Raw genomic sequence first — 19,150 nt, forward strand, 5'->3', positions numbered from 1 at the left:
ATGAAACCTATGTTAGTTCATGAAGCAAAGCGATTGTCATCTTTCTTTCAAAAAGGACTGATAAAGATCATAAATGAAAATGATTATACTGATGATCGCAAAGAAGCAGAACAAATAGAACTTTATCATATTGAAGAAATGTTCAAGTGATCTCTCAATGAACTCCTTCATGTCTGTCTTTCAGTGATTTAGCTCCACCCTCACAAAAGCAATGACATGGGATGAAAGAGAAGAAAATATGATTGCTTAACACCACCTGCCACATTTCCTGCTCCTCCTCTCTATGTCTGCCGACAGCATAACCCCGAGATTTATGCTCTCTCTAACTACACGAGTAAAAACGTAACAATCGATAGTGCGATTGATACGATGAAAATGACTGCGACAGGACGCAATGCTTTTTTACGAAGTTCCCGCAAACTAATATTCAGCCCTAGCCCAACCATTGCTGATGTTAACAGAAATGTCGTCACTGTTGAAACACCATTGATCATTTCTGAAGAAACATGGATTGATTTGCCGAGCACAAAGCTTCCAAATAGACTCATCAATAAAAATCCAACTAAAAACCATGGAAAATCTATTTTAGCAGACATATTTTCATCTGCATTTTTTCTTTTCATCCAGTAGATAAGAAACAGTGATAGTGGAACAAGCAACAGAACACGTCCTAATTTGACAACAAGTGCTAGCGCTAATCCTTTCTCACCAGCAGGAGCTCCAGCTAAGGCCACATGAGCAATTTCATGCAAACTCATTCCACTCCACATGCCATACTCGCTTGCTGATAATGGAAGAATCGGTCTTAAAATGGTATACACAATCGAAAAAATAGTACCTGCTAAAGCAATCATTCCGACTGACATTGCGGTTTCATCTTCTTTTGCTTTAACAATAGGGGAAACAGCAGCAATCGCCGCTGCCCCGCAGACACCTGTCCCTATTCCTAATAATAGTGTGACAGATGCGTCTGCTTTTAGTTTCTGTCCAAGCCAGACTGTAGCGAAAATCGCAAATGTAATAACCATTGCATCTTTGACAAGCAAGCCTACTCCCTGCTGAAGGATTACATCTATATTTAGTTTTAAACCATATAAAATAATAGCAAACCGCAAAACTTTTTTAGAAACAAATTGAATTCCATCTTTTAAAAGTATCGGATATTGAAAAAATTGGCGATACAACACAGCTAACAAAATCGAACAGGCCATTGGACCGATACGATTTAAACCAGGTAAAAAAGCTAAGGCGAAGCCAAGACCAGCTAAAATAAATGTAAAGCCTACACCTCCAAACCAAAACAGCTGATATCGTTCAGCCCTCGCAAATTTAGAATTCATGATGAATCACCTCTAGAATGTTAATAAATCTAGCATACATGGATTCTTATCATTAGAAAAATAAATATGTATAATAGTTATCATAAGTAAATCAATATAAATAGAGAACATAAAGGGGAATAAGGATGGACCAATATTTAAAAGTCTTTGTCAAAGTGGTGGAAAAACAAAACTTCTCACGGGCGGCAGAGGAACTTCATATGACACAACCCGCTGTGAGTCAATATATTAAAGTTTTTGAAGAATCGGTTGGAACTAGATTATTAGAAAGAAGCAATAAATATGTTCGTCTCAATCAAGCTGGTGAAATTGTCTATCGTCATGCAAAAGAGATTTTAGCGCTCTATACGAAAATGCAAACGTCTATCGATGATCTAACCCATCATGCGAGTGGTCCAATTGTCATTGGAGCAAGCTATACATTTGGAGAATATATTTTACCTAGAATTATTGCAAGACTTCAGAAACATTATCCACTGATTACTCCAACGGTTAAGATTCATAATACGAAGAAAATCATTGAACTTGTTAGAGGACATCAAATAGATATTGGTATTATTGAAGGAACTTTTACTGATGACACATTAAACACTGAACCGATTTCCGATGATCATATGAATATTGTTGCATCTCCATCACATCCTCTTGTCCATCCGAAAAAAGCAAGAAGCATTACTGAACTAAGTGATGAAACATGGATATTAAGAGAAAATGGGTCAGGGACAAGGCAAGCTGCCGAAAAACTTTTTGAAATGTACAATATGTCCCCACAAAACATGATGGAATTTGGGAGTACTCAACTGATTAAAGAATCGGTTGAAGCAGGGTTAGGTATTTCTTTATTATCGAACTGGGCCATTGAAAAAGAACAGAGAAATGGTTATATTACCACCATTCCGGTGATCGAACTACCCTTCAAACGAAGGTTTTCCATTGTAACACACAGCTTATACGAAACAAAGGCATTGCAAATATTTATTCAAACAACGAAAGAACTAGTGGGGGAATCATTCTAAAAAAACCGTACGGGGTGTCTCATCCATTGATGAAAGTCCCATGTTCCATGTATATCCAACAATAAACAAATAAACCGGTAGCATTCACGAACAGCAGCAAGATTTTTTGGTAAGTTTGAAATGTCTTCATATCCTTGTTGAATAAATAAAGCTTCTCTTTCAGTCAATAGATATTCAAGCGCAACAAAATCATACTCACGCGGTCCGATTGCAACAGCTTCTGTGTCCACAAGCCCACTGATCATACCATTTTTTTCAACATATTGACTCGGATCAATATCGATTAAAATAAAGCTCGCAGATACAGGAGACTTAAGGTTGCGAATTTTTTCTTTAAATATGGGGAAATACTCTCTGATATGTTTAGAGTACATGTCATAACGATCAATTAACTTTTCGGCTGTTGATACCAATGTTTGATGGAACACACTAAGATCTGCTCGTTTACCTTCGTGAACAGTACCAAAATAAGCAGCATGAAATTGATGAAGGTTTGCTAATTGTCGACCATAGTCCATTAAAAATTCTGGTGAGCGATCAATAAAACTGGCCACCTGCTGACCTTCAATTTTTTCCATAACTAGAAAACGTCGTCCTTCTACTTGCTGTTTGCGAATAACAGCCGGAATCGCAAATGAATTGGTATTCTTTAACTGTTCGTTCACTATTTCAATATGTTCATAAACATGGCTCATATTTAAACCAAATATCTCTTTACATCCAAATGAAAACTCACTTTCTTCAATGCCTGACTTAGGCTCTCTAACAATACAGTCAGGAACATCTTCAAAAATGATCCTCCAAACATTGTTGGCGCGACCTTCATAAAGATCTCCAAGCACAACAGCTTTTTTTATTTTTTGCTGAAATAGTTTTTGCAGAGTTGCTTCATCAGTCATGTTTGATCCTCCTTACTATTTTAATCACGTTACAAATTTTCTCTTTTCTGGTTTATTCAACTTTCCAGCCCATTTAAAAAAGCCTGTTACAACGAAAAAACACCCACTCGTATTCTTCATCATTTTACTTTTTAACTACATTAGCCATGCTAAGCGGTTGTAAGCCCAAAACACTTCTCTTCTGTCTCCATAACGATAATAATACCGTTCCAGTCTTGTTCATAGATGTCATAACTTTTTATTGGATGCTCAAGAAAAACAAACGGTTCAATTGTGTGTAGAGAATTTATTTTTAAGTTCGATAAACTCTTTTTCCGGAATTTCCTTAAATTGTTTTTTTCACTCTTTATTTTCTGCTCAAGTTTTTCCAAAATACTTTCATTATTCATTTTTCAAAAGTCCCCCCTTAAAGTTCAATAACATCCAATGATAGCTTTGTGTTTCAAAGCAAGTTTCATATGATGATCACCTTTATATATGAAGAAAAAAGCCCCTCTTATAAAAAGGACTTTTCTAACACGTGACAGCATATATTTCCCGTTCTGTTTTCACCTCAAGATAATGTTTCATTATTCCTCTTTTGCCCATTATCCTATTGAAAGATTGTTCATCAGTGGCAAACTCCTTCTGTTATCGTCTGCAAAGCTTCGCTAAAATCTTTCTGTAAATCGTCGGCATGTTCCATACCAACACTAAGACGCAAAAGACCATCAGAAATACCACGTTTTAGTCGCTCTTCTCTTGGCATGGCAGCGTGCGACATTTTCGCTGGATAAGAAACGATTGACTCAACTCCACCTAAACTGACGGCAAAGACTGGGATCGTCAAGTTTTCAACGACTTTTTTAACCGCTTGTGCATCAGCTAGTTCAAAGGAAAGTACCGCACCCGCACCATTGGACTGATGTTTATGCACCTGAGCTCCTGGATGCGAGGAGAGACCCGGATAATAAACTTGTTTGACAGCAGGATGTTTAGTAAAAAATTCAGCAAGTTGCCGGGCTGTTTTGCTCGCTTTTCCAAGCCGAACTTGAAGTGTTTTTAATCCTCTTAAAACAAGCCAGCAGTCATGAACACCAAGAACAGCACCAAAGGAATTTTGTAGTTTACCAAGGTCTTCTGCAAGCTTTTCATCCTTGACAACAGCAAGCCCTGAGAGGACATCACTGTGTCCGCTTAAAAATTTTGTTGCACTGTGAAGTACAACATCTACGCCGAGTTCAAGAGGACGCTGAAGTGCCGGAGTCATGAATGTATTATCAAGAAAAGTTAGACAGCCATGTGCTTTGGCAAGTTTAACAACACCTCTAATATCTGTAATACCAAGTGTCGGGTTTGACGGTGTCTCAAGATAAATGACTTTCGTGTTTTCCTTAATATTTAAGGCGATTTGATTTAAATCGGTCATATCAACAAAGGTATGTTCGATCCCATAGCGGCTTAGCACATCTGTGACTATCCGATATGTTCCACCATAGACATCTTTTGTGATCAGGAGGTGATCTCCTTGTGATAAAAGTAAAAAAGCAGTAGAAATAGCGGCCATTCCCGATGAAAAAGCAAAGCCGCGTGTCCCTCCTTCAAGCTCAGCAATTGTCTCTTCAAGCGCCTTTCTTGTGGGGGTTCCAGAACGGCTGTAATCATATTCACCAAACTGGTCAAAAGAGGCTTGGTGAAAGGTTGAAGCATGTTGGATCGGTACACTGACAGCTCCGGTTGTTCCATCTGTTTTCCATTGATTGTGAATGAGTCTTGTTTCTAGTGTCCATTTTTGTTTATTCAAGCGTATTCCTCTCCCCTTTGATTTTTTGCAATGCCTGTCGGAAATCATTCTTTAAATCATCGACGTGTTCAATTCCGACTGAGAAGCGTAAAAGTCTATTACAGACACCACCAGCAATCCGAATTTCCTTTGGAATATCCATATGGGTTTGTGTCGCCGGGTATGTGATAAAACTTTCAACTCCACCAAGGCTTTCAGCAAAACAGATTGTTTTTAAACTTTTTAAAAATGGGTTGACCCATTCTTCCTGTTGAATTCGAAATGACAGCATACCTCCTCGTCCAGGATAAAGGACATCTGTAATCTCTGCCTGTTCTGCCAAAAAAACAGCAAGCTCTTGGGCATTCGCTTGGTGTTGCTTCATTCTGAGAGCTAGTGTTTTCATGCCTCTCATTAACAGCCAAGAGTCAAACGGAGATAAGACGGCACCAATTGCATTTTGATGCTGAAATATTTCTTCAGAAAGCTGATCACCTTTGGCAACAACAAGCCCTGCTAAAAGATCATTATGCCCTCCTAAATACTTTGTCGCACTATGAATGACGAGATCAGCACCTAATTCAAGCGGCTTTTGCAAAACAGGTGTATAAAATGTGTTGTCCACAATCAATAAGATGTCGTTTTCTTTTGCAATCTGAGCTACTTTTTGCAAATCGGTTTCCTTCATTAAAGGATTTGTTGGTGTTTCAATAAAAAAAGCTTTTGTATGTTTTGTAATCTTTGATTTTATACAGTCTTCATCTGAAAAATGATCGTAAATAAACCGTAAACCATACTTTTTCCACTCGTTTTCAAACAGACGGTATGTACCTCCATATAAATCTGCCGAAACCAATAGTTCATCACCGTTTTTAAATAGCGCCATAATCGTTTGAATGGCTGCCATACCAGAACTGAATGCAAAACCGCGTGTTCCTCCTTCCAATTTTGCAATTGCATCTTCAAGCAGCTGTCTGGTCGGATTTTTTGTACGAATATAGTCAAATCCTGTTGATTCACCAATCCCCCTGTGCCGATATGCAGAAGAAAAATAAACAGGAGGATTAACGGTTCCAGTCACTTCATCACTACGATTCCCAATTTGCGCCAGTGTTGTTTGTACATGTTCAGTCATATGACACCACCCTTTAAAAATAAAACCCCTTCTTCATAAGAAGAAGGGGTTTGATCAACACTTCCTCTTATCTTTCAAGCATTTCGCCTGCTGGATTTAGCACCTTGGTACATTGATAAAGTAAATGTATACCGGTTGCTGAGGTTTCAAAGGGCCAGTCCCTCCACCTCTCTTGATAAGAATTGTTCAATTTTCTGATTATTCTCTACTTTAACCCAATTTCAAAGGTTTTTCAAGTATTTCTGGTATGATAAGAGCAATTGATCATGATCGGAGGATGGAGAGGTGTCCAAAACATACCGTTTAATTGAACTGATGATGACTATTCATACAAAACGCAAATTTACAGCCCGGGGACTTGCAGCTGAATTTGGTGTATCATACCGCACCATTCTACGTGATTTGGACGAACTGAGCGCTCTCGGTGTCCCGATTTATTCAGAAGTCGGTGCTCATGGCGGCTATTATTTGCTAAATGACCCGATACTACCGCCGCTCATATTTACAGAATCAGAGGCAGCCGCCATGTTTTTTGCATATCAATCTTTACAGTTTTTCGGAGCCCTTCCCTTTGAGGCTGAAACAAGAGCAGCCTTGAAAAAATTTTATCAGCAGCTACCTAAACAAATGCAACAGCGGATTGACACGATGAAAGATCGAATCGTATTCTGGCATCCATTTCGCCCACTTCCAGCAAACCAAATGAATATCCTCTTGGATGCTGCCATCACACAATCTGTCGTTTTGATTGATTATGATGGAACAAACACAGCGTCAAAAAGGATGATTCAACCGATCGGTTTATACAGTTGGAACGGTTTTTGGTATTGTCCGGCATATTGCTTTAAACGACAAGAGTTTCGGCTGTTTCGCGCTGACCGGATTGTAAAAGCAGAGAAAACAGACTGTGAAAAAGCTCGTCCACTGCCATATGAGTCGGTTCTCAGCTGGATTCAGACTTCTGAGAATAGTTGTCCAGACCCCGTTCGCTTAAAGGCAAAACTAACGCAAATCGGGACTAGACAGGCCTTGTCAGACCTCGATTTACTAAAAATTGTTGACACACATCATGATGGGACAGGCTCTATTGATAAGGATATTCCAAAAGCTGAGCTAGAGTTTTTCGCCAAATGTTTATGGAACTTAGGCGCTGAAGTGATCGTAACAGAACCAGAAGAAATCAAACGTTATCTTCAACAAAAAGCTACGAAACTTTTGGATCATTATCAACAATCATGACAAAGGCTGTCAGTATTACATGATATCTTCATATTAAAAGCATATGAAAGGATGAAGAAAATGAATGGAGTTCATACGTTAAGAAATGTTCTGTTAAACGAAATGGAAAAAGGTGTTGAGTCGACATGCCGCCTTTTAGAAAAGATAAAGGAAACTGATTGGTCTTACCGACCTGCTGAACGGATGCGCAACCTCAAAAAGCTGACAAGTCACCTTATCGCAATCCCAGAAACAGACCTTGCCATCATGCAAGAAAACAAAGAAGAGATGATCATGGAGATTGAAAAAAAATACAGCATCATGCCGGCTCAGCAAATGAGACAAGCGATGCAAAAAGGGTTTGAGCACTTCACAGCTTACATGACTTCCTTATCTGTTGAAGAGTTTTTAACGAAAAAAACAACACCGTTTTATCTTGATAAAGGATTGACTCAGAGCCAGTGGCTGACAGAAACCTTAACACATCTTTTCCATCACCGTGCCCAACTTTTTAATTACTTAAAACAGCTTGATTACGAGGTCAGCATGTTTGATTTGTATATTTGAATAAAGGTGATGATTCCTTTAGAAAATAACAAGCGAATTACATCAAAGTGCTCGCCGAATTTCAGATGCTTCCTTCTAAGGTCCTAAAATAGCACAATCTGTGATCGATCTCGGTTACTACGCTCTCGCTGACATGAAAAATCAAACAGGAGCTGAGTTAATCAATCGCCTAGAAAAGCAAAAAGGCTATTGGCTTGATCCTTGTGCAGAAGATGCATTAAGCTGTATCGTCCATCACGCAAATCATCCCGACAGTAACAAAAGCCGGTGGAACTTTACATCTGAAAGAAAAAAATGTCGGGTACAATATGGCTATCCCGAAGATAGACCGATTAAACCTTGGTATGAGAGAAAACACTAAGCTGCTGAGCAAACCGGCAGCTTATTTTCACTTCTCACAAGCATTTCATGTTACAATGAATGGAAACGTTCACATTTTGGAGGAATTCATCTTGACTATGAAAACAGGAGTCATTCAAGAAAAACAACGATACTCAGAAGCTCTCGGTGAAGAAATGGAGCTTTTAATCTATTTACCAGCTGCCTATTCCCCACTTTATAAATATCATGTCTTGATCGCACAGGATGGGCATGATTATTTTCGACTGGGACGGATCGGCAGGCAGATTGAAGAGTTATGGAAAAATGGTGAGATAGAACGCACGATTGTCATCGGCATTCCTTATAAAAATGTCCAAGAAAGAAGACATACATATCATCCGGAAGGAACCAAATTCGAGGCCTATAAACGTTTTTTAGCACATGAACTTGTTCCATTTATCGATCAAGAGTATCCAACATATCAGGTCGGGTCAAGTAGAACATTGATAGGCGATTCTCTTGGGGCAACGGTTTCTCTGATGACAGCACTTGACTATCCGAATATGTTTGGCAATGTCATCTTACAATCTCCATATGTCGACAATCATGTGCTCGAAAAAGTAAGAAACAATCATTCTCTTCAGCTCATCTCAATCTGCCACCAAATCGGCTCAAAAGAAACAGAGGTGAAAACAACGGACAATCAAATCGTTGATTTTACGGAGTCCAATCAAAAATTGAAAGAGCTTCTTGAAAAGCAGACAAATTATGACTTTGAAAAGTTTGACGGAGATCATAAATGGACATACTGGCAACCTTTAATTACAAGCGCTTTAAAAAAAATGCTCTAGTTTTCTATGTTTGTTATACTAAAACTATAAAAGATTTGCCTAAGGAGGGAACAAAATGAAATACGGGATTGTCCTATTTCCATCAAAAAAACTTCAAGATATTGCCAATTCCTATCGAAAACGGTATGATCCGAATTACTCTTTAATCCCGCCACATCTTACGCTAAGAACAACATTTGAAGCTTCTAATGAGAAAATCGCTAAAGTCGTCACACAGCTTAGAGAAATTTCCAAACAATTGCGGCCGATCTCAATAAAGATCACAAAATTTAGTTCCTTTGCTCCCGTCAACAATGTGATATATATGAAGGTCGAACCAACAGCAGAATTGACGGAATTGCATGAAAAAATGTACAGTGGCATTTTAGAGGATCAACCTGAATATGCGTTTGTTCCCCATTTCACAATTGCCCAAAACCTTTCTTATGATGAACATTCAGATGTCCTTGGATCTCTTAAAATGAGAGAGGCATCACACGAAGAAATGGTCGACCGCTTCCATTTGCTCTACCAATTGGACAATGGGTCTTGGACCGTATATGAAACATTTATTTTAGGCGTGTGAATTGAAAAGAAATAAAGATCTTTTCAATTGATGACCATTAACCCGTTCAAAAACAAATGAACGGGTTTTTTCTTCCCTTATGATTGAACCTGTTTCTGCTTAGAGAAGACAGACTAACACAAAATGTATATAATGAAAAACAGGAGGCGGACAAATTCAAACATGTCCGGCTGATGAAAATAAAGGCAGGGTGAAAAATAGATATGGGAAGCATAGTAACTGACATATTAATGTGGCTAACCGATCTTGGTTATTTCGGAATTGCACTTGGCTTAATGATTGAGATCATTCCAAGTGAAATTGTCCTCGCTTACGGAGGATATATGGTGTCAAACGGTACCATTACATTTACCGGAGCCGTGATTGCGGGCGTCATTGGCGGAACGATCGCACAATGTTTTCTTTACTGGATCGGCTGCTATGGCGGGAGGCCATTTTTATATAAATACGGAAAATACTTATTCATTAAAAAGCATCATATCGAAACAGCTGAAAAATGGTTTGAGAAATACGGAGGCGGTGTTGTCTTCTCGGCGCGTTTTATTCCAGTTGTCCGCCACGCCATTTCAATTCCAGCCGGGATTGCCAAAATGCCACTTTCAAAATTCGTCGGTTTAACCGTACTGGCCATCATCCCATGGTCAATTTTTTTTGTGTACCTCGGAATCGAGCTTGGGAGTCGCTGGGATCATGTTGAAAATGTAGCGAAAAAATACACGATCCCAATCATGATTGCGGCCGTCGTCTTGATCATTTTATACTTCGGACTTAAAAAACTCCGTAAAAAATAAGACTAGGGGTACCCGCCAGCATTTCAAAATAAGAAAAGAGCCGAATTTTACATAGCAAGACTAAATCGGCTCTTTCGTATTTCAGAAGAATGTCAATAAAAACTGATATGGATTATTTTTTATACTTTATATACAAGTTTCGAAAAAGATAGAATGAAATAGATACAACCAAACACTCCAAAGGAAAACCCAAAACCACTCAGGTACTAACGCTCCAGTACAACTCTTCAAGGAGTACGAATTTCGCTTCTTTTAAATGCAATTTACTACCGCTAAAGCATGCTTAGCATATACCTCATACTCTTTTAAACCTGATTTCATTGCAAATTCGGCAATGCTCCAATTGATAACTCTTGTAACACGAGCATCATCATGCAATTCAGTGAAAGTATAGTGTATGATCATTCACAATAACGGTATTTGAAAAAATTGTCCCTTAAATTTCACTTTGTGACAACTCTCACTTTAAATCGATTCATTTATATGCAAACCGTCTTTTCTTTTTTCATCAATCCGGCGATTCAAACTTTTTTTTCGCTTTTTTTCTTGAATCTTCCTTCCATTTACAGTGCGGTTTTCCTCTCTTTTCTCAATTTCTCGATAGGCTCGTTCACTAGGAATGCTAGTTGTTTTTTGTATATTTGCATAATTTGACTTTTGAGGAATGGTCCGATTGACGTATTGGGTATGCTGATCATTGTGAACTGGTGGTAAATATCCCATGATGACTCCTCCTTAAACAATTCAATCTATCAATCTACTGTCTTATTTGATATGATAAACGTTGTCTCATGATATGATGATGACCAATTATTGGAGGTATTTAAAAGTGAAATGCGCCCGATTAAACAACCGAGACATTCATATACATACTTATTCTAGAGAACATTTGCAATTCCTCTTTGAAGAGGCAAAAAAAGATCGTATCACATGCAAATGTTGTGGTTTGCCCTTACGATTAAAACTATCGATCCATGAAGAACCGCATTTCTATCATAGGGACATCGGTGATTTTTCTGAATGTGAAACCACCTCTCTAAAGGAAAAAGTAGATAAAGACGAAAGCAGCTACACCGAAAATGGCCTATTTCGTCTCCCGAAAGGAAAATCGATCTCAGGAGACAAAACAACAACAGCAGAATATTGGAAAGCACCTCGCGCAGCTGTTATTAAAACTACTTTTGAACCAAAACCCGAAATAACTGCTGAATCATTTTTTCAAAACGTCCCCTTGAATGAAAAACAGCTAGAAGCTGTTTCAGCTAACGAAGGTCCACTTCTCGTCTTAGCTGGTGCAGGAAGTGGAAAAACACGGGTACTAACAGCCAGAGCTGCCTATCTCATCTCCCATCTTGATATACCGCCGTCAGCAATTTTACTCGTGACATTCACTACAAAAGCGGTAAAAGAAATGAAAGAGCGGATGGCAACAACATACGGTTTAGCTAAACAGGTGGTCAACCGGCTTGTGACAGGCACTTTCCATAGCTTTTTTTATAAAATTTTATATCACTATGATTCAGTAAAATGGAATGGCGAACGATTGTTAAAATGGGATTGGCAAAAAGAGCAGTACTTAAAAATAGCACTTGCGGAACAAGGACTTGATGAAAAAGATTTTCCGATTGATCAAGCGCTACAGCAGATCGGCTACTGGAAAAACGCTTTTTTACCGGGACAAAATATCCCACTTCAAGATGACTGGGAGAAACAAGTGTACCGCTTATATCTTTCTTATGAACAGCAAAAAAAATCCCGGCAACAATTCGATTTTGATGATATGGCATCTGCCTGCTATGAATTGCTTCAGGAACACCCTGATCTTTTACAGCAATATCGAACACGGTTTTACGCCATTTTAATCGATGAGTTTCAGGACATTAATCCAGTTCAGTACGCAGTGATTCGACTGATTGCCGATCCAGAAAACAATCTGATGTGTGTTGGAGATGATGATCAATCTATTTATGCTTTTAGAGGGAGTAGTCCTTCATTTATTCTTGATTTTCAAAAGGATTTTCCAGATGCGAAAACGATTCGCCTGACAACAAACTATCGGTCGAGCCACTCGATTGTTAAAAGCGCTGATGCAGTTGTAAAGCGAAACAAACAACGCTTTGTCAAAACATTGGATGCTGTCCGCGATGATCCAAAAAAACCGCTTTTGTTTTATCCTTATGATGAAGAAGAAGAAGCGATTATGGTTGTCTCTGATATTCAAGAAAAAATTGAAAATGGTGCCAAGCCGGAAGATTTTGCTATACTCTATCGGACCAACAGTAGCGGCCGCGCTGTTTTCGAACGGCTTCACCAGTCAGCAATTCCTTATACTGCAGAACAAGGTGTTCAAACATTCTATAGCAGACGAATCGTCCGGCAGATGCTCGCCTATCTTTATTTAAGCCAAAATGAGGATGACCCAGAAGCTGTCAAACAATTGTTGCCTGTTCTGTTTTTAAAACAATCTGCTTTGAACACACTTAAAGCTCTTTCCATTACAGAGGATTGTACACTGGTTCAGGCACTCAAAAAATTAACAGATATCAAATCTTTTCAGCTTGAAAAAATCAAAAAAATTGTTCCTTTTTTTGCAGGACTTAAAACGATGAAACCGGTCGAAGCCATCACTTTTGCAGAAGAACAAATGGGTTTTTCTAACTATTTGAAAAAACGTGGAAATGAAGGCAATATCCTTGAAAAAGGCTCTGATGATCTCCGTGATTTGAAAACAGCGGCAAAACGATTCACTACGATTCCAGAATTTTTAGCTCACGTTGACCATATAAGAGCAGCAGAAAAACTTAAACCTATCAGGAATGGTGTACAACTATTGACGATACATCGAGCTAAAGGGCTTGAATTTCATACTGTATATATATTGGGCGTAACCGATGGCTCTGTTCCTCATGATTTTGCATTGGATATGGCAAGAAAAGGGGATGAAACCGCTCTAGAAGAAGAGAGAAGACTCCTTTATGTTGCGATGACTCGAGCCAAACAAAACCTGTATATCAGTGTTCCTTCCATGAGAAGAGGCAGAACAACGTACCGTTCAAGATTTTTGCTGCCCCTCTTGCAACAATAGAAAAACCACCGCGCCCTCCTTGTTGGAGAGCCCGATGGTTATTTTTTATTGTTCATCATTTTAGAAATCGTATCAAAGTCCAATTTTTCTTTTCCGCTGGTAATGGATTTGACAATCTTATCTTCTAATTCTTTCGGAACCCGTTTGTTTGCTAATTTAGCAACACGGCTTATCACGCTTCGGACGGTTTTTTCATCTTTGAAGTTAGCATTTTGTAAAGAGTTTGCTAACTGCATGACATCATCCATATTGACACCTGTTTTCTTTTCAATACTCTTAAAAAATTTATTATCCATCTTTGTCCTCCTCGGTCTTTTAGGGTGCTACACTATTCATATGTGAAAAATACATTTATGTGCTTGGTAGAAGAGAGCATTGAAACAGGATATACACCTGTTAGCTCTCTCCTTTTGCAGACTAGTATCTAAAAGAAGCGCCGACAATGATCAAAAGAATAAACAGAACAACAATCAGGACAAATGTTGAGCCATAGCCACCGCCGTAGCCGCCGCCATAGCCACCATAACAAAAGCCCATTTGAAGCACCTCCTTTTCTTACACCATATGAAAATTGTTAAGTTTCGCTTGGATCAATACATAGGGTTTGTGTGGATTATTTAAATATGCCAGGTATCCGCTCATGTTCTCCCAGCCATTTTTCTGCTTGTTCAGCAAACTGCTCAATCTGTTTTCCAAATTGGTCAGCCGCTTTATCAAATTCATTTAATCGCCGGTCTTGCTCAAGTATGACTCGCTCATGATCGGACTGGTGTTGATGATGCCTTTCGCCATACGCTTCAATTAGTTGTTCAAATAGATTCATATAGATGATCCTCCTTATGATGATGTATGCGTATAGGTCAAAAAAAGGAACAAAAAAACCGGATGATTTCCGGCTTTTCTTTTCTAAAAACTATTGAATTCTTTTCTTTTTCGTGCAACCACAGCCTTTTTTCTTCAATTTTTTTGAGAAAGTAGACTGATGAGTATGAGAAGTATTCGATAAATGGCCAGACCGTCTTTTCACTTGTCTCATTGCGATAATCATTCCTTTCTCATGCTTGCTTATATGTCATTATATGACCCTCTTTTTGATAAGTTGCTAGTGATAAACCCCCATTCAATCGAGCTGTTTGGAAACGATGGTTTCTACAATCCCTGCCAGACCTGAGATCGCCAACAAAAGAAGCAACCAGTCCGCAACTTGTGGAATAAACATATGAAAAATAAGTAAAAATCCTGTACACCAAACCCCCGTACACCAATAACAGCTCAACAGCTCCCCAATCCAAGCTCTGAGTCCGCTTCCTTTAATGACAATATAGGTGTTCACCTGGCCTAATTCATTTTTTTCTTCAATCTCTTCGTGAAAAATTCTTCGCAATGGAGCCATGATCGTATCAAAAACAATCAGGCGTGTCAGCCGAAATACTGCAATTGAAAAAATGATGAATAAAAACGGGCTTTGAATCATGTCACACTCCCTCCCGCTCACCAATATATGCACGATTGTATGTAAGATGAATTTGGGTGTGGAAATGTATGTTTTCCTTATTCCGCTAAGGAACCAGTCTGCATTTAATAAATTGTAGATAAGAAAGGAGTGAAAGTTATGTCATTTGAACAACGTGCCGAAACATTATATGAAAAAATGTTCAATGAACTGTCTGAGGAATTTGATCAGCTGATTGAAATTATCGATTCAGAACATGTCACAATTCATACGTCAAACGTAACAGAAGCACTCTCCTTGCAGGCAATGGTGATGACATTGATTATTCTAGCAGTGCAACTCGTAATTGAAGATCAGGAGACTGTCGCACCGATTGCAGAAGACCTTCTTGCTGTACAAAAACTACAAAATAAAAAAAGAATTGCGATCATAGTGCTAGGTAGTCGCAATGTCTCCATTACACTTTCCTCAACTGAAATTGTCATTTCTGTGCTAATTTTGACAGAATTACTAACCGTTCTATTGTCCGCCCTTGACATCATCTGATCTTCTTTCTGTCTAATATTTTAGAAATTGAGGTGAGAATCCATTGTCAGATCTAGAAAAACTCAAATCAGAGGTAAATCCATTAATGAATACGCTTGTGTCAAATGTTCTTCGGAAGCATGGCGTCTCAAAAGACAATGTCCGCACATTATCTGAAGAAGAAAAACAGAATATTTTAAAGATGCTCGAAGATTTAAAAGCACAATCTGAAGCGATCATCCAAAAACAAAACGAAAAAAAGCAAGAAGAAAAGCAGGACACGGCCAAACAATCTAAAGATAAAACAAAACGAAGAAGAAATCGTTCAAATAAATTACGAGAAAAATTAAGACAAAAAAGGCAACAAGAACATCATCCAGAGGACGAAGAAAAAAATGGGGATTTGGAGTAGGGTATCTGCCATATACAAGTTGATGAGTTTCAACATTTAATAATAGTAAATGGAAGGAGGAAAACAAATGGAAACAAGACCATATTCTTGGGTTGCGCTTGATCCTGAGTGCGATCATCCAGGAACTGAGTATTATCCAAGATTTCCTAAAAAACAGCTTTGTGATGATTACAACTGCAAATGCGGAAAAGATGACGCCTTTATCAATCAGGAATTGGATCAGCTCAACCTCAACAAACAGCTTTCAGATGAAACAATTATTATTAAAGACTCTTGCGATATTAGAGTTTCTACAGAGGACACACAAGTTGTTACATCTGTTTTGACATCGATTCAAACTGCAATTGTCACAGTTGTGCTCGCCATTATTGATGACGCTGATTTGGCGGAGCTTGTATCACAAGACTTATTGCAAGTATCAGCAAATAAACAAACAAACCGTCAAAAACTAGTGATCGACAATTCCCGCGATGTCACAGTGACAACAGAAGATACAGATGTTGCAACATTGGTCTCAACAGCTGTCCAAACACTTACAGTTGTCATCACAACATTGATTGTTGGGGTTCTTTAATACGAAAAGCAGAGCCAAAAATGCTCTGCTTTTCTTCATTTTATAGACGATTACCCACACCAACAAGGGCAAGGGTACATATGTTGTTAAAGACTAAAGTCAAATATCCTAGTATAAAGGAGCTGAAATCCATGAGCTGCGGAAAACACCATGGCCGGCATGAAAATTGTGTATGCGAAGCAGTTGAGCAGATTATAGAAGAACAGGAAGCAGTAGAAGAAACATGTCCGACTAGCTGTTTCGGCAATCTGCTGAACCCGACTGTTTCCGGTAAAGACACCATTCCGTTCCTTTTATTTGATGAAAGTGGCGGTTTGTTTTCAACATTTGGAAATGTCGGAGGATTTGTAGATGATATGCAATGTTTTGAATCTATTTTCTTCCGGGCTGAAAGTTTAAAAGATTGCTGTGCGACCCTTTCAATCCTGAAACCTGTGGACATAAACGGCAATACACTAAGTGTCTGCCACCCTTGTGATCCTGACTTTTTCGGGCTAGAAAAAACGGAATTTTGTATTGAAGTTGACTTGAGTTGTTTCTGTGCAATTCAATGTCTATCCCCTGAACTTGTTGATCGCGCAGCAGACAATAAACACAATCACGGTTAGGTAATCGATTCCCGTAGGGCAGAAATAAGTTCACTTGATGACGGCTGCCGGCTCTCGGCAGCTCCTTTTACAATAAAAATGCCCTGCTGTTTTAAAAAAGGAATAACATTCCCAAGTTTAGGAGGGATTATAACATGGCGAACTTTTCAGTTGACAATTGCGTTTGTGAAGCTGTTGAAAATATTTTTGAACTGCAAAACGCAATTCATGATGAGGGCTGTCCGACAAGCTGTTTTAATAATCTGCTTTCTCCAACACGACATTTCGGTGATACGATTCCATTTATTCTATATCCAGCCGAATCAAAACCGTTTGTCGCATTTGGAAATGTAGGTGAGCTGGGAGCAGGTCCTTGTTTTAACACCGTTTTCTTCAGAGTAGAAAAGATTAAAGGTTGCTGCGCTACACTTAGATTGTTAATCGCTTTTGATGAAAATCGTCATATTCTTGATTTCACAGATGAAAAAGATAAAATTTGCGATGTTTTCCGATTGGAAAAAACTAATTTTTGTGTTGAGTGTGACTTAGAATGCTTCTGTGCGATTGAATGTTTAAATCCACAATTGATCAACCGCTCAAATTAAAAAGTCCCGAACCTGGGACTTTTTTGCATACCGTTCTAAAATCCAAGTGGATGCAATGCAGTGATGCTGTCAATTTGTAATTCTGCTGGAGCACCTTTACTAGATGTCCGCACAATGACAGTATCGTCTTTTTTTCCGACCAATGTTCCTCTATATGTTTTTCCACCTGCTTCAATTAAACAAAGCGTTTTTGGCATATTTCCAGGAAAGCTAATTAAGAAATCAATTTTTTCAGGTATCGTCATTTTATTAAGCGGTTTTTTCACTGGCCTTAAGCCTTTTCCATGTCTTTCTGGCTCTTTGTTAGGAACGGCTTCTTGTTTTTCATCCTCTTTGGAATGCTGTGTTGTTGGCTGTTCTTCCTTCAGTTTTTTTGACTTCTTTTCTGCGGTGTTGGGTTTTATCGTCTTTCTTTTTTTAATGAGAATATCCTGCATATTCGCCTCTATTGTTTCATAATCCGGTTGTACAATATACATGAGCGGCTTCTGCTCTGTATTGTTTTTCTTATTAGACATCTTCATCCCTCCGATCTGTTCATGGTATATCTATATGACAGACCTAGAAAAATCAGAAGAAAAGAAAAAAGCAATTCTGGACTAAACCAGATTGCTTTTATAGGATGTTATCGAGCAAGGATATGAAAACCTGAGTCAACATGGAGATTTTCACCTGTTATGCCTCGGGAAAGATCACTGAATAGGAAAGTGGCTGTATCACCGACCTCCTCTGGAGTTGTCGTGCGACGAAGCGGAGCACGTTCCTCAATTTCTTTTAAAATCGTGTTAAAATCGCTAATGCCTTTTGCAGACAGCGTCCGGATCGGTCCTGCAGAAATGCTGTTGACTCGAATTCCGTCCTTGCCAAGATCGTTCGCCAAATATTTGACACTTGCTTCAAGGGAAGCTTTGGCAACACCCATGACATTATAGTTTGCAACGACACGCTCACCGCCAAGATAAGTAAGTGTAACAATACTTCCTCCTTCAGTCATGATGCCGCGTGCAGCTTTAGCAACAGCTGTCAATGAGTAAGAGCTGACATTCTGGGCAAGTAGAAAGCCTTCACGATTCGTATTCAAGTATTCTCCTACAAGCTCTTCTTTATTTGCGAATGCGATGGCATGCGCAACACCGTGAATGACCTGAACCTCCTCTTTTATTTTTGCAAAGCAAGCTTCAATTTCCTGATCGCTTGTCACATCACAAGGTAATATAATGGAATCATTGCGATCCAAAGAATCAGCTAATTGTTTTACTGACTTTTCAAGGCGCTCACCAACATACGTAAAAATCAATCTTGCACCTGCTTGATGAAGAGATCGAGCAATTCCCCAGGCAATGCTTCGTTTATTGGCAACACCCATCACGACAATATTCCGGCCTTCAAGTGATACATTCATATGTATAAATCCTCCTAATGATTAACATTTTATTAGTACCTG

26 protein-coding genes and 1 riboswitch are annotated in these 19,150 nt (G+C 38.8%); of the genes, 14 read left to right on the plus strand and 12 right to left on the minus strand.

Annotated features, from left to right (window positions below; genetic code table 11):
* Nucleotides 1-150 carry a hypothetical protein gene (locus tag PDT38_RS05700; protein WP_270799647.1) on the plus strand — a complete coding sequence of 50 codons (150 nt, stop codon included), beginning with the start codon at nucleotides 1-3 and terminating at the stop codon, nucleotides 148-150.
* A gap of 176 nt (nucleotides 151-326) precedes the next feature.
* Here the strand turns inward: PDT38_RS05700 and PDT38_RS05705 are convergent, their stop codons facing one another.
* The gene (locus PDT38_RS05705) at nucleotides 327-1,340 is read right to left on the minus strand and encodes a YeiH family protein (RefSeq protein WP_270799649.1); all 1,014 of its coding nucleotides are present in this window, start codon (nucleotides 1,338-1,340) and stop codon (nucleotides 327-329) included.
* Between the two features lie 125 nt (nucleotides 1,341-1,465).
* On the opposite strand from PDT38_RS05705, the gene PDT38_RS05710 reads away from it, so the two are divergent.
* Entirely contained in the window at nucleotides 1,466-2,356 is an 891-nt protein-coding gene (locus tag PDT38_RS05710) for a LysR family transcriptional regulator (RefSeq protein ID WP_270799651.1), read from the plus strand.
* Here PDT38_RS05710 and PDT38_RS05715 read toward each other — a convergent pair.
* The 4 genes from PDT38_RS05715 to PDT38_RS05730 all read right to left on the minus strand — a co-directional run bounded on the left by PDT38_RS05715 (nucleotide 2,353) and on the right by PDT38_RS05730 (nucleotide 6,152).
* On the minus strand, nucleotides 2,353-3,255 hold the full coding sequence (locus tag PDT38_RS05715; protein WP_270799654.1) for a phosphotransferase: 903 nt from the start codon (nucleotides 3,253-3,255) through the stop codon (nucleotides 2,353-2,355). The genes PDT38_RS05710 and PDT38_RS05715 overlap by 4 nt on opposite strands.
* A 149-nt stretch (nucleotides 3,256-3,404) precedes the next feature.
* Entirely contained in the window at nucleotides 3,405-3,644 is a 240-nt protein-coding gene (locus PDT38_RS05720) for a hypothetical protein (RefSeq protein WP_270799656.1), read from the minus strand.
* A 221-nt stretch (nucleotides 3,645-3,865) separates the two neighbouring features.
* Nucleotides 3,866-5,038, minus strand: a complete 1,173-nt coding sequence (gene metC / locus PDT38_RS05725) for a cystathionine beta-lyase (protein ID WP_270799657.1) — start codon at nucleotides 5,036-5,038, stop codon at nucleotides 3,866-3,868.
* On the minus strand, nucleotides 5,031-6,152 hold the full coding sequence (locus tag PDT38_RS05730; protein ID WP_270799658.1) for a methionine biosynthesis PLP-dependent protein: 1,122 nt from the start codon (nucleotides 6,150-6,152) through the stop codon (nucleotides 5,031-5,033). Before PDT38_RS05730 ends, metC begins: the two co-directional genes overlap by 8 nt.
* Before the next feature lie 64 nt (nucleotides 6,153-6,216).
* Nucleotides 6,217-6,334: riboswitch (SAM riboswitch) on the minus strand.
* 103 nt (nucleotides 6,335-6,437) lie between these two features.
* Between PDT38_RS05730 and PDT38_RS05735 the strand changes: the two genes are divergently transcribed.
* From PDT38_RS05735 to PDT38_RS05760, 6 genes are all read left to right on the plus strand, one after another.
* Nucleotides 6,438-7,391 carry a helix-turn-helix transcriptional regulator gene (locus PDT38_RS05735; RefSeq protein ID WP_270799659.1) on the plus strand — a complete coding sequence of 318 codons (954 nt, stop codon included), beginning with the start codon at nucleotides 6,438-6,440 and terminating at the stop codon, nucleotides 7,389-7,391.
* Nucleotides 7,392-7,451: 60 nt separating this feature from the next.
* Nucleotides 7,452-7,937 (plus strand): DinB family protein, encoded by a 486-nt coding sequence (locus PDT38_RS05740; RefSeq protein WP_270799661.1) that lies wholly within the window; start codon nucleotides 7,452-7,454, stop codon nucleotides 7,935-7,937.
* 100 nt (nucleotides 7,938-8,037) lie between these two features.
* Nucleotides 8,038-8,298, plus strand: a complete 261-nt coding sequence (locus PDT38_RS05745) for a helix-hairpin-helix domain-containing protein (protein ID WP_270799662.1) — start codon at nucleotides 8,038-8,040, stop codon at nucleotides 8,296-8,298.
* Nucleotides 8,299-8,395: 97 nt separating this feature from the next.
* A complete protein-coding gene (locus PDT38_RS05750) occupies nucleotides 8,396-9,109 on the plus strand; it encodes an esterase family protein (protein WP_270800150.1) in 714 nt (237 codons plus the stop codon).
* A gap of 55 nt (nucleotides 9,110-9,164) precedes the next feature.
* The gene (locus PDT38_RS05755; RefSeq protein WP_270799664.1) at nucleotides 9,165-9,674 is read left to right on the plus strand and encodes a YjcG family protein; all 510 of its coding nucleotides are present in this window, start codon (nucleotides 9,165-9,167) and stop codon (nucleotides 9,672-9,674) included.
* A 203-nt stretch (nucleotides 9,675-9,877) separates the two neighbouring features.
* On the plus strand, nucleotides 9,878-10,465 hold the full coding sequence (locus tag PDT38_RS05760) for a DedA family protein (RefSeq protein ID WP_270799667.1): 588 nt from the start codon (nucleotides 9,878-9,880) through the stop codon (nucleotides 10,463-10,465).
* Nucleotides 10,466-10,930: 465 nt separating this feature from the next.
* On the opposite strand, the gene PDT38_RS05765 is transcribed toward PDT38_RS05760, so the two are convergent.
* Nucleotides 10,931-11,188 (minus strand): hypothetical protein, encoded by a 258-nt coding sequence (locus PDT38_RS05765; RefSeq protein WP_270799669.1) that lies wholly within the window; start codon nucleotides 11,186-11,188, stop codon nucleotides 10,931-10,933.
* Between the two features lie 106 nt (nucleotides 11,189-11,294).
* Here PDT38_RS05765 and PDT38_RS05770 point away from each other — a divergent pair, with 106 nt between their 5' ends.
* The gene (locus PDT38_RS05770; RefSeq protein ID WP_270799670.1) at nucleotides 11,295-13,550 is read left to right on the plus strand and encodes a UvrD-helicase domain-containing protein; all 2,256 of its coding nucleotides are present in this window, start codon (nucleotides 11,295-11,297) and stop codon (nucleotides 13,548-13,550) included.
* A 38-nt stretch (nucleotides 13,551-13,588) separates the two neighbouring features.
* Here the strand turns inward: PDT38_RS05770 and PDT38_RS05775 are convergent, their stop codons facing one another.
* The 4 genes from PDT38_RS05775 to PDT38_RS05790 form a co-directional block, all read right to left on the minus strand.
* Nucleotides 13,589-13,846 (minus strand): stage VI sporulation protein F, encoded by a 258-nt coding sequence (locus PDT38_RS05775; protein WP_172294210.1) that lies wholly within the window; start codon nucleotides 13,844-13,846, stop codon nucleotides 13,589-13,591.
* Between the two features lie 121 nt (nucleotides 13,847-13,967).
* Nucleotides 13,968-14,087, minus strand: a complete 120-nt coding sequence (locus PDT38_RS05780; RefSeq protein WP_270799671.1) for a YjcZ family sporulation protein — start codon at nucleotides 14,085-14,087, stop codon at nucleotides 13,968-13,970.
* Between the two features lie 76 nt (nucleotides 14,088-14,163).
* Nucleotides 14,164-14,373 (minus strand): hypothetical protein, encoded by a 210-nt coding sequence (locus PDT38_RS05785; protein ID WP_270799672.1) that lies wholly within the window; start codon nucleotides 14,371-14,373, stop codon nucleotides 14,164-14,166.
* Between the two features lie 297 nt (nucleotides 14,374-14,670).
* Nucleotides 14,671-15,024, minus strand: a complete 354-nt coding sequence (locus tag PDT38_RS05790; protein ID WP_270799674.1) for a DUF1360 domain-containing protein — start codon at nucleotides 15,022-15,024, stop codon at nucleotides 14,671-14,673.
* 138 nt (nucleotides 15,025-15,162) lie between these two features.
* Between PDT38_RS05790 and PDT38_RS05795 the strand changes: the two genes are divergently transcribed.
* From PDT38_RS05795 to PDT38_RS05815, 5 genes are all read left to right on the plus strand, one after another.
* Nucleotides 15,163-15,549 (plus strand): spore coat protein, encoded by a 387-nt coding sequence (locus PDT38_RS05795; protein WP_270799676.1) that lies wholly within the window; start codon nucleotides 15,163-15,165, stop codon nucleotides 15,547-15,549.
* A 43-nt stretch (nucleotides 15,550-15,592) separates the two neighbouring features.
* The gene (locus PDT38_RS05800; RefSeq protein WP_270799679.1) at nucleotides 15,593-15,940 is read left to right on the plus strand and encodes a spore coat protein; all 348 of its coding nucleotides are present in this window, start codon (nucleotides 15,593-15,595) and stop codon (nucleotides 15,938-15,940) included.
* Between the two features lie 67 nt (nucleotides 15,941-16,007).
* Nucleotides 16,008-16,514, plus strand: coding sequence for a spore coat protein (locus PDT38_RS05805; RefSeq protein WP_270799681.1), 507 nt, complete (start codon nucleotides 16,008-16,010; stop codon nucleotides 16,512-16,514).
* A 131-nt stretch (nucleotides 16,515-16,645) separates the two neighbouring features.
* Nucleotides 16,646-17,122 carry a CotY/CotZ family spore coat protein gene (locus tag PDT38_RS05810; protein WP_270799682.1) on the plus strand — a complete coding sequence of 159 codons (477 nt, stop codon included), beginning with the start codon at nucleotides 16,646-16,648 and terminating at the stop codon, nucleotides 17,120-17,122.
* 134 nt (nucleotides 17,123-17,256) lie between these two features.
* Nucleotides 17,257-17,706: a CotY/CotZ family spore coat protein gene (locus PDT38_RS05815; protein WP_270799683.1), complete on the plus strand. Its 450-nt coding sequence runs from the start codon at nucleotides 17,257-17,259 to the stop codon at nucleotides 17,704-17,706.
* 35 nt (nucleotides 17,707-17,741) lie between these two features.
* On the opposite strand, the gene PDT38_RS05820 is transcribed toward PDT38_RS05815, so the two are convergent.
* Both PDT38_RS05820 and fabI read right to left on the minus strand, forming a co-directional pair.
* Nucleotides 17,742-18,224 (minus strand): CotO family spore coat protein, encoded by a 483-nt coding sequence (locus tag PDT38_RS05820; protein ID WP_270799685.1) that lies wholly within the window; start codon nucleotides 18,222-18,224, stop codon nucleotides 17,742-17,744.
* A gap of 107 nt (nucleotides 18,225-18,331) precedes the next feature.
* Nucleotides 18,332-19,108, minus strand: coding sequence for an enoyl-ACP reductase FabI (gene fabI / locus PDT38_RS05825; protein WP_270799686.1), 777 nt, complete (start codon nucleotides 19,106-19,108; stop codon nucleotides 18,332-18,334).
* Nucleotides 19,109-19,150 lie beyond the last annotated feature (42 nt).

It is taken from the genome of Bacillus changyiensis, assembly GCF_027706145.1.
Taxonomy (GTDB): domain Bacteria; phylum Bacillota; class Bacilli; order Bacillales; family Bacillaceae; genus Bacillus; species Bacillus changyiensis.

What these genes read in the sequence shown, in the direction of transcription:
- PDT38_RS05710 (WP_270799651.1), top strand. Translation starts at nt 1,466, where the DNA reads ATGGACCAATATTTAAAAGTCTTTGTCAAAGTGGTGGAAAAACAAAAC.
- PDT38_RS05805 (WP_270799681.1), top strand. Translation starts at nt 16,008, where the DNA reads ATGGAAACAAGACCATATTCTTGGGTTGCGCTTGATCCTGAGTGCGAT.
- PDT38_RS05750 (WP_270800150.1), top strand. Translation starts at nt 8,396, where the DNA reads ATGAAAACAGGAGTCATTCAAGAAAAACAACGATACTCAGAAGCTCTC.
- PDT38_RS05730 (WP_270799658.1), bottom strand. Translation starts at nt 6,152, where the DNA reads ATGACTGAACATGTACAAACAACACTGGCGCAAATTGGGAATCGTAGT.
- PDT38_RS05790 (WP_270799674.1), bottom strand. Translation starts at nt 15,024, where the DNA reads ATGATTCAAAGCCCGTTTTTATTCATCATTTTTTCAATTGCAGTATTT.
- PDT38_RS05810 (WP_270799682.1), top strand. Translation starts at nt 16,646, where the DNA reads ATGAGCTGCGGAAAACACCATGGCCGGCATGAAAATTGTGTATGCGAA.
- PDT38_RS05700 (WP_270799647.1), top strand. Translation starts at nt 1, where the DNA reads ATGAAACCTATGTTAGTTCATGAAGCAAAGCGATTGTCATCTTTCTTT.
- PDT38_RS05755 (WP_270799664.1), top strand. Translation starts at nt 9,165, where the DNA reads ATGAAATACGGGATTGTCCTATTTCCATCAAAAAAACTTCAAGATATT.
- PDT38_RS05780 (WP_270799671.1), bottom strand. Translation starts at nt 14,087, where the DNA reads ATGGGCTTTTGTTATGGTGGCTATGGCGGCGGCTACGGCGGTGGCTAT.
- PDT38_RS05720 (WP_270799656.1), bottom strand. Translation starts at nt 3,644, where the DNA reads ATGAATAATGAAAGTATTTTGGAAAAACTTGAGCAGAAAATAAAGAGT.
- PDT38_RS05760 (WP_270799667.1), top strand. Translation starts at nt 9,878, where the DNA reads ATGGGAAGCATAGTAACTGACATATTAATGTGGCTAACCGATCTTGGT.
- PDT38_RS05765 (WP_270799669.1), bottom strand. Translation starts at nt 11,188, where the DNA reads ATGGGATATTTACCACCAGTTCACAATGATCAGCATACCCAATACGTC.
- PDT38_RS05715 (WP_270799654.1), bottom strand. Translation starts at nt 3,255, where the DNA reads ATGACTGATGAAGCAACTCTGCAAAAACTATTTCAGCAAAAAATAAAA.
- PDT38_RS05785 (WP_270799672.1), bottom strand. Translation starts at nt 14,373, where the DNA reads ATGAATCTATTTGAACAACTAATTGAAGCGTATGGCGAAAGGCATCAT.
- PDT38_RS05795 (WP_270799676.1), top strand. Translation starts at nt 15,163, where the DNA reads ATGTCATTTGAACAACGTGCCGAAACATTATATGAAAAAATGTTCAAT.
- PDT38_RS05740 (WP_270799661.1), top strand. Translation starts at nt 7,452, where the DNA reads ATGAATGGAGTTCATACGTTAAGAAATGTTCTGTTAAACGAAATGGAA.
- PDT38_RS05705 (WP_270799649.1), bottom strand. Translation starts at nt 1,340, where the DNA reads ATGAATTCTAAATTTGCGAGGGCTGAACGATATCAGCTGTTTTGGTTT.
- fabI (WP_270799686.1), bottom strand. Translation starts at nt 19,108, where the DNA reads ATGAATGTATCACTTGAAGGCCGGAATATTGTCGTGATGGGTGTTGCC.
- PDT38_RS05775 (WP_172294210.1), bottom strand. Translation starts at nt 13,846, where the DNA reads ATGGATAATAAATTTTTTAAGAGTATTGAAAAGAAAACAGGTGTCAAT.
- PDT38_RS05815 (WP_270799683.1), top strand. Translation starts at nt 17,257, where the DNA reads ATGGCGAACTTTTCAGTTGACAATTGCGTTTGTGAAGCTGTTGAAAAT.
- PDT38_RS05820 (WP_270799685.1), bottom strand. Translation starts at nt 18,224, where the DNA reads ATGTCTAATAAGAAAAACAATACAGAGCAGAAGCCGCTCATGTATATT.